Here is a 7670-nt window from a genome sequence, read left to right on the forward strand (position 1 = left end):
CGGTAAAGATACCGCCCAGAGGGCGGCGTTACGTCAGTAAGTCCTGAAGTTTTTAGGCGTGCTAAATTACAGCTTAATAGAAGCCAATACCTGATAAAGCAACGAGTTAATAAAACCCAGTGCAAGTGCGCCTAATAATGCACTCCAGATTCCCCATCGCAACCAAAATCCTTCGACTAGCCAAGCAGCTAAGCCAAAGATAATCGCGTTGATAACGATGGTGAACAAACCGAAAGTTATCCAGATAAAAGGTAAACCCAAAACAACAAAAACTGGACGAATTAGAGCATTCAATATTCCAAAAACTGCCGCTGAAATTAGAGCTTTGTTAAAGCTAGTAATTTCTACTCCAATCGGCAGTTTAGAAATGATAAAAAAGCTCACCGAAGTCACCAACCAACTAATCAGAATCGGCACAATATTCATCTGCTTACTCCTTGAAAAAAACTATACATTAAACCGGAACAGTAGCACATCCCCTTCCTGCACCAAATACTCTTTACCTTCACTGCGGACTAAGCCTTTTTCCTTAGCTGCATTCATCGAACCAGTAGCAACTAAATCTTTATAAGCAACAGTTTCTGCGCGAATAAAACCACGCTCAAAATCAGAGTGAATTACGCCGGCTGCTTGCGGTGCTAACATTCCGGCAAGTATTGTCCAGGCGCGAGTTTCCTTTGGGCCACTGGTAAAATATGTCCGCAAACCCAATAATTCATAGGTAGCTCTAATCAGAGATTTTAAGCCGCCTTCTTCCACCCCCAAAGATGCCAGAAAATCTGCTCGTTCTGACTCCGGCAACTCTACTAATTCTGACTCAACTTGAGCAGAAACTACTACAACCTTAGCATTTTCTTTAGATGCTAGTTCTCGCACTTGTTCAACATATTTGTTGCCCCCTGCTAACTCATCCTCAGAGACATTAGCAGCATAGATAATTGGCTTGTTTGTCATCAAACCTAATCCTTTAACGACCTCAGCTTCCTCTTCACTTAAACTACACTGTCGCGTTGGTTTTCCCTGATTCAAAACTGCTGCTAATTTTTCCAATGCTCCTAATTCTAGCTGAGCTTCCTTGCTAGTTCGAGCTTGCTTCCGGGTGCGTTCAATTTTCTTTTCAATTTGAGCTAAATCTGCTAAAATTAGCTCTAGATTGATAATATCAATATCTCGTAGCGGATCTACTGAGCCGGCTACGTGAATGATGTCATCATTTTCAAAACAACGCACAACCTGAACAATTGCATCTACTTCTCGGATGTGAGATAAAAACTGGTTTCCTAGTCCTTCTCCCTGACTCGCACCCTTCACTAAACCGGCGATATCAACAAATTCAATTCGCGTTGGTACAATTTGGGCGGAATCGGAAATATTGCTTAGTACGTTTAACCGTTGATCCGGCACCGCCACGACACCCACATTCGGTTCAATCGTGCAGAAAGGAAAATTAGCGGCTGTTGCCTTGGCATTGGCAACCAAGGCATTAAATAAAGTAGATTTGCCTACATTGGGCAATCCGACGATTCCGGCTCTGAGCATAGTAAATTAAAGACATCTTAACTATTTTAGGACTTACTCAGGCTTGTAACGCCGCCATCTTGGCGGTTCTTTTACCGCCAAGATGGCGGCGTTACGAATACTTTTGCGTAAGTCCTATATTTGCTAGAATATCAGAAATTCAAGGCGAAGATTTAGAACTAGCTGCGTCCCCTTGCTCGAAATATTCATAAGTCGTCCGAGAAATATCGCGGATTAACTTATCAGCTCCCTTTTCATTTTTAGCGTACTTAACCATCACGGCTACTAGGTAACGCTTGCCAGTCGGCATATCCACCATTCCCGCATCGGCAACCAAAGAATTAATATTGCCAGTTTTATGAGCAATAATAGCGCCTTCACCCAAGCCTCTAGGCAATAAAGAATCATTTTGGGTTTGGCGCATAATATAAAGCAAGCGATCGCGCGATCGCAACGATACCAAACCACCTTGATTAATTTGCCCGATTAAATTCACTAACTCCCTCGGACTGGTAGTATTCGTCCCTTCTAAATCCGGTAAATTATTCCGAATCGCCGTGACACTCAAACCCCAAGTCTGAAACTGTTGATTCAACGCCTCAGCGCCACCTAACAACTCAATCAGCATATTCGTTGCCGTATTATCGCTGATCGCAATCATTTTAGTCGCCACCTCCAGAGCCGTGTATTTCGTCCCTGGGGATTGATCCTGTAACTCTCCAGAACCGCTAGCGATATGTTCTGGCCGCAGAGTTAACACCTGATCTAAACGCACTCTACCCTCATCTACAGCTTGAAAAAAAGCCACTAAAACTGGCACTTTAATCGTACTCGCAGCCGCAAAAGCAGCATCACTACTGACACTGGCATAGCCTCCCGTATCCAAATCAACAATAAACACTCCCGGCGTAAAATTCGGATTTTGAGCCGCCAACTTTTCGATTTCGGCTTTGAGCCCAACCATTTCTTGATTTAGCTGTAGCGTCAGCGTGGCGGGGGAAGGTGAAGGCGAAGGACTTTCTGCAATGTTTTGTAATTGTTCTTGCGCCACTGGACTTGCGCTGGTAAACGAGTTGAGGACTGAAATTACAGTACCCGCGAGTACGGCAATCCCAACTCCCAAAATCAGCAGGCGAGTCGCGTAAACTAAAGGGGAAATACCCCGTCGCCGAGGTCGTTTTGCTCCCCGATTTTTTGGCGGCGGCGACCCAGGATAGGGCGAATTTTGGGGGCGAGTTTTGGGACTTGGGAGGGGTTCGCTTTCTATTTTCCGTCTTTGGGGTGCATCGACTCGATTTCCCGAACGAGGAAGAGTTGGGCTTTTTTGCTGTTTACGGCCAGGAGTATCTGCGATCGCTTGTAGATTTTCGACCTTTGATTTAGGATTAGCCGATTTAGGATTTTGGCCCCCATTTTTAGTTAAGGGAGGTTTAGGGGCATGGGATTTAGGATTAGATAATTCTCTCTTGTTTCTGCGATCGGCGATCGGCGTAGGAGTAGCACTCCTACCTTCTCTCCCCATTTCCTTTTCAGGAGGACGGCGGGGGCGGCGCGTTGCATTGCTGATTTTACCGCCATTACTGGATTTTAAAGGTTTAGAGTCCGACTCTGAAGAAGGGGATACTACGGAGAATATAGACCTGGGAAACCGCTCAGCCACACCTGACTCCTTCACCACTTAGATTTTAAGATTGAAAATTGCGGGGTCGATCGCAAAAATTCGCGTCGCTAGTCTTTGGAACAATCTGGCGGCGACGCATCTAGAGTATCATTTACCGCGCTCTTTGGGTAGGTTTGCAAGGCCCAATCTATTTGACGGAGAATACCGCGTAACATTGCGACTTCCGCTGTAGAAGGGTAAGCGCGGTTAAATAGGCGGCGAAATTTTTCCATCCTGCTTGCGGCGGTATGGGGATAAATATACCCAATTTTTAACAGTGAAGCTTCTAGCTGCTGATAATAACCTTCTAAGGCTTCTAGGGGAGCTTGGGTGGTAATTGATAATTGGTAATTGGTAATTGGTAATGGGTAATGGGTAATTGGTAATTGGCTATTCTCCTCCACTTCCCCATTCCCCATCTCCCCATCTCCCCCGCTCCCCATCTCCCCTGCTACTTGGTAAAGCTCGTAACAGCAAATAGCGACGGCTTGGGCGAGATTAAGGGAGGCATAGGTGTCGCTGGAGGGAATGCGGATTAGGCGCTGAGCATAGCTTAATTCGGCGTTGGTTAATCCATTGTCTTCTCTGCCAAAAATTAAGGCAGAGGAGCATTCTAGGAGCCAAGGCAGGGCGGATTTAGGATTTTCTAAGGTGGTTGGTAGGGAGCGATTTTGGCCTGTGGTGGCGATCGCTCTTTGGCATCCCTGTAAAGCCTCTGGCAAAGTTTTTACTATTTTGGCAGATTCTAAGACATCGGCGGCGTGAACTGCCATTTTTCGGGCTTCTTCCCCTAAGCGATCGCACTGGGGATTTACTAGCACTAAGTGATGGAGGCCCATATTTTTCATTGCCCGTGCGACAGAACCAACATTTAAAGGGCCCGCCGGTTCGACTAAAATTATCCGTATCCTGCCTAAAGCTGTGTCTAACATTTCTATATTGGGAGAGTTTAAATTAATAATTAAAATCTAAAGTTGACTATGGCACGAGTACGCTCTAAATCAGACTTGCCAACGAAAATTTGCCCGGTTTGCCATCGCCCTTTTAGTTGGCGCAAAAAATGGGCCGATTGCTGGGATGATGTTAAATACTGCTCTGAACGTTGTCGCCGCCGCCGTTCTCAAGCTCAGGGTTAGAGGGGGAACTGCAAAGGCCGAAAGGACGCAGAGGCAAAGAAATATTGAGGTTTAAATGATGGTTTCTGGACGGGTAGAACCTAAATTGGTAATTCATGGTGGTGCTGGTAGTTCTCTGAAGGGTAAGGGGGGACTTGAAGCGGTTAGGAAGTCGCTTCATCAGGTTTTGGAGGTGGTTTATCCGCTGTTGAAGGATGGCGCGAGTGCTGTGGAGGCGGTGGCGCGAGGTTGTCAACTTTTGGAGGACGATCCGCGATTTAATGCAGGTACGGGTTCAGTGTTGCAATCTGATGGTCAAATTCGGATGAGTGCTTCGCTAATGGATGGTTTTACTCAGAGTTTTAGCGGGGTGATTAATGTTTCTCGCGTGCAACATCCGATTGAGTTAGCGAGGTTTTTGCAGGGTTCTGACGATCGCGTGTTGTCGGATTTTGGGGCCTTGGAGTTGCTGCGGGAGTTACAATTGCCGATTTATGACCCGATTACTGATTTGCGGTTGCAGGAGTGGATGCAGGAACGCCAGGGCAATTTTAACAAGGATATGGCGACTGTGGTGGCGGAACCCGCTGGTACTGGTACGATCGGGGTGGTGGCGTTGGATGTTGAGGGACGTTTGGCTGCGGGTACTTCTACTGGTGGTAAGGGTTTTGAACGGATTGGTCGCGTAAGTGATTCTGCGATGCCTGCGGGGAATTATGCTACTGGGAGTGCGGCGGTTAGTTGTACGGGGATTGGGGAGCATATTATGGATGAGTGTTTGGCTCCGCGTATTGCAATTCGGGTGACGGATGGGTTTAGTTTGAAGGCAGCTTTTGAGCGTTCTTTTGCGGAGGCCCACGAACATAAGCGAGATTTTGGTGCGATCGCGATTGATGCTACTGGTGCGATCGCTTGTGGTAAAACCAGTGAAGTTTTATTAGCTGCTTTTCATAATGGCATGGAAATGGGCGATACTTTGGAATTGAGTCAGGGAACTCTGATTTTTATTGCTTAGAAAGAATCGGCGATTGAAAGCGCGTCTACACATAGGAAACCCTTCGCGGGTTCAATTCATTCTACAGTCCGCGTAGGCGGACTTTGTTTTTGTAGACGCGAATTTTATTCGCCTAATTATATATCACTATAATTAACAGATATTGTCGCTCATCGTTGGATTTATGACAGTTAGCAAAAACTATGCTTATATCTCCCCACAAGACTATTTAGAAGGGGAAAGAGTTAGCCCGATTAAACACGAGTACATTCGGGGTGAAGTTTATGCCATGACAGGTGGTACACAAACTCATAATATCATTACTCTCAATTTAGCAACACTTCTTAGAAATCATGTTCGCGGAACAGGTTGCCGCGCTTTCATGGAAAATATCAAAGTTAGAATTGAAACTGCCGATATTTATTATTACCCCGATCTCGTGGTAAGTTGCGATTCTAGAGATAGAAATTCCTACGAGGATTTTATTCGTTATCCGTCTTTAGTAGTGGAAGTCTTATCACCGACAACGGCCGCTTTTGACCGAGGGGATAAATTTGGTGATTATCGACAGATTGAAACTCTACAAGAATATGTTTTAATCAGTCAAGAACGGGTGAGTGTTGAGTGTTTTCGCCGCAATACCGAGGGACGCTGGGAACTTTACACATATACAAAAGGCGAAGAAATTTATTTAGCAAGTGTTGATTTTCGCACGGATATTGCAGTTTTGTATGAGGATGTGCCAGAATTAAGTTAATCAGGAGTAGGAATCATGGGAAGAGTTACAACAACGATCGCAGTTACTAACCATATCGATGAGATTTTAGCAGAAAGAGGGTTTATCCACCCTGAACAAATTCGCTCTCTTACTCTTGATAATGTGCTAGTAGATACAGGGGCAACTCAACTTTGTTTGCCTGAAAATATTATTAGTCAACTTGGCTTATCCTTTGCAGGAGAAATTGATGTTAAGGCAGCAGTGGGAGCGAGAACAGTTCGGGTTTTCAAGGATGTAACTCTGACTGTTGCAGGACGTACAGCGAGGTTTGACTGTTGGGAATTGCCTGCGGGGGAAGAGGTTTTCTTGGGTTGGTTCCCTCTGGAGGGTTTGGGTTTAGAACCTGATTTAGCTAATCAGCAACTTAGGCTGTTACCGAATGAGGGAAGACAAAATTATCTCAGGATTTGATTGTTAAGGAATAGAATTGAGTGAGAAAATATTAGGTAGTTAACGATGCTCGCAGCGGTACTTTACGGTAAAGAAGATTTACGACTAGAAACGGTTGCTGACCCCTCACCGACAGCGGGTGAAGTCGTAATTCGAGTAGCGGCGGCGACAACTTGCGGTACAGATTTGAAGGTTTGGCGGCGGGGAGGACACGCGAAAATGCTACGGCCTCCGACGCTATTTGGCCACGAAGCGGCGGGGCAAATAGTGGCAATTGGAGAGGGTGTGAAAGGTTGGCAGGTAGGCGATCGCGCGATCGCTAATAATTCTGCTCCCTGCATGAAATGTTTCTTTTGTCAACATCAAGAATATTCTCTCTGTCCAAATTTGACATGGAACAATGGCACTTTTGCAGAGTATTTAAAGATTCCAGCACCGATTGTAGAACATAATTTGCTACCAATTCCTGATGATTTACCCGATGCTTTAGCCTCAATGACTGAACCTTTAGCCTGTGTATTACACGGGATTGCTAGGTCAAATGTGAAACAAGGCGATCGCGTTTTAGTAATAGGAGATGGAGCCATCGGATTAATGTTTGTGGCGGTACTTGCTCATTTGAAGGAAGAGGGAAGAAGGAAGAAGGAAGAAGGAAGAGGGAAGGAAGAAAACGGAAAATTTGTATTTCCTAGTGGGGAAGTTTTCTTATTTGGTGGTAATGATAATCGGCTAGAAATTGGCAAACAATTAGGTGCAGCGAAGGTGTTTAATTATCACCAGATAACGGATATAACTACGACGGTGAAAGAATTAACAGATGGTTGGGGTGCAGATACAGTCATTGAATGTACGGGTGTCCCTTCTGTTTGGGAAACTGCGATCGCTTGTGCTCGTCCGGGTGCAACTGTAAATTTATTTGGTGGTTGTCCTAAAGATACAGCGATTACATTAAGTACAGAGCAATTGCACTATAGTGAGTTGACGCTAAAAGGTGTTTTTCATAATACGCCAAAATACGTCCGAGAGGCATTATCTCTATTAGCAACGCGGAGGATTCCCTTTGAATTGCTAGTTAGCGATCGCCGGTCTTTAAAAGATTTAGAACAAGTATTTCAAGATATGCGCGATCGCAAAGTAATCAAAGTAGCAATTGAACCGAATTGTTAATTCAGGACTTAGGTACGGTTTACGTAACGCCGCCATCTTGGCGGTCAA

At 45.2% G+C, this 7670-nt stretch carries 9 protein-coding genes; 5 read left to right on the forward strand and 4 right to left on the reverse strand.

Annotation, left to right across the window (positions count from 1 at the left end):
- Positions 1-66 precede the first annotated feature (66 nt).
- The 4 genes from PY364_RS06040 to PY364_RS06055 all read right to left on the reverse strand — a co-directional run bounded on the left by PY364_RS06040 (position 67) and on the right by PY364_RS06055 (position 4110).
- The gene (locus PY364_RS06040) at positions 67-426 is read right to left on the reverse strand and encodes a phage holin family protein (RefSeq protein WP_275521343.1); all 360 of its coding nucleotides are present in this window, start codon (positions 424-426) and stop codon (positions 67-69) included.
- A gap of 21 nt (positions 427-447) precedes the next feature.
- Entirely contained in the window at positions 448-1539 is a 1092-nt protein-coding gene (ychF, locus tag PY364_RS06045) for a redox-regulated ATPase YchF (RefSeq protein ID WP_275521344.1), read from the reverse strand.
- 139 nt (positions 1540-1678) lie between these two features.
- Positions 1679-3196 (reverse strand): serine hydrolase, encoded by a 1518-nt coding sequence (locus tag PY364_RS06050; RefSeq protein WP_275521346.1) that lies wholly within the window; start codon positions 3194-3196, stop codon positions 1679-1681.
- Between the two features lie 50 nt (positions 3197-3246).
- Positions 3247-4110: an RNA methyltransferase gene (locus PY364_RS06055; protein ID WP_275521347.1), complete on the reverse strand. Its 864-nt coding sequence runs from the start codon at positions 4108-4110 to the stop codon at positions 3247-3249.
- 48 nt (positions 4111-4158) lie between these two features.
- Between PY364_RS06055 and PY364_RS06060 the strand changes: the two genes are divergently transcribed.
- The 5 genes from PY364_RS06060 (at position 4159) to PY364_RS06080 (ending at position 7622) form a co-directional block, all read left to right on the forward strand.
- Positions 4159-4314, forward strand: a complete 156-nt coding sequence (locus tag PY364_RS06060) for a DUF2256 domain-containing protein (protein ID WP_275521348.1) — start codon at positions 4159-4161, stop codon at positions 4312-4314.
- 58 nt (positions 4315-4372) lie between these two features.
- The gene (locus PY364_RS06065) at positions 4373-5308 is read left to right on the forward strand and encodes an isoaspartyl peptidase/L-asparaginase (RefSeq protein WP_275521352.1); all 936 of its coding nucleotides are present in this window, start codon (positions 4373-4375) and stop codon (positions 5306-5308) included.
- A gap of 163 nt (positions 5309-5471) precedes the next feature.
- On the forward strand, positions 5472-6044 hold the full coding sequence (locus tag PY364_RS06070; protein WP_275521349.1) for a Uma2 family endonuclease: 573 nt from the start codon (positions 5472-5474) through the stop codon (positions 6042-6044).
- Between the two features lie 15 nt (positions 6045-6059).
- The gene (locus PY364_RS06075) at positions 6060-6476 is read left to right on the forward strand and encodes an aspartyl protease family protein (RefSeq protein WP_275521350.1); all 417 of its coding nucleotides are present in this window, start codon (positions 6060-6062) and stop codon (positions 6474-6476) included.
- Positions 6477-6521: 45 nt separating this feature from the next.
- Positions 6522-7622, forward strand: coding sequence for an alcohol dehydrogenase catalytic domain-containing protein (locus PY364_RS06080; protein WP_275521351.1), 1101 nt, complete (start codon positions 6522-6524; stop codon positions 7620-7622).
- The last annotated feature ends 48 nt before the right edge of the window (positions 7623-7670 follow it).

Origin of the sequence: Kamptonema sp. UHCC 0994, assembly GCF_029167235.1 — a bacterium.
Classification (GTDB): Bacteria; Cyanobacteriota; Cyanobacteriia; order Cyanobacteriales; family Microcoleaceae; genus Kamptonema.

Coding starts and splice junctions, on each gene's coding strand:
- PY364_RS06080 (WP_275521351.1), top strand. CDS start 6,522: ATGCTCGCAGCGGTACTTTACGGTAAAGAAGATTTACGACTAGAAACG.
- PY364_RS06040 (WP_275521343.1), bottom strand. CDS start 426: ATGAATATTGTGCCGATTCTGATTAGTTGGTTGGTGACTTCGGTGAGC.
- PY364_RS06075 (WP_275521350.1), top strand. CDS start 6,060: ATGGGAAGAGTTACAACAACGATCGCAGTTACTAACCATATCGATGAG.
- PY364_RS06060 (WP_275521348.1), top strand. CDS start 4,159: ATGGCACGAGTACGCTCTAAATCAGACTTGCCAACGAAAATTTGCCCG.
- PY364_RS06070 (WP_275521349.1), top strand. CDS start 5,472: ATGACAGTTAGCAAAAACTATGCTTATATCTCCCCACAAGACTATTTA.
- ychF (WP_275521344.1), bottom strand. CDS start 1,539: ATGCTCAGAGCCGGAATCGTCGGATTGCCCAATGTAGGCAAATCTACT.
- PY364_RS06065 (WP_275521352.1), top strand. CDS start 4,373: ATGGTTTCTGGACGGGTAGAACCTAAATTGGTAATTCATGGTGGTGCT.
- PY364_RS06055 (WP_275521347.1), bottom strand. CDS start 4,110: ATGTTAGACACAGCTTTAGGCAGGATACGGATAATTTTAGTCGAACCG.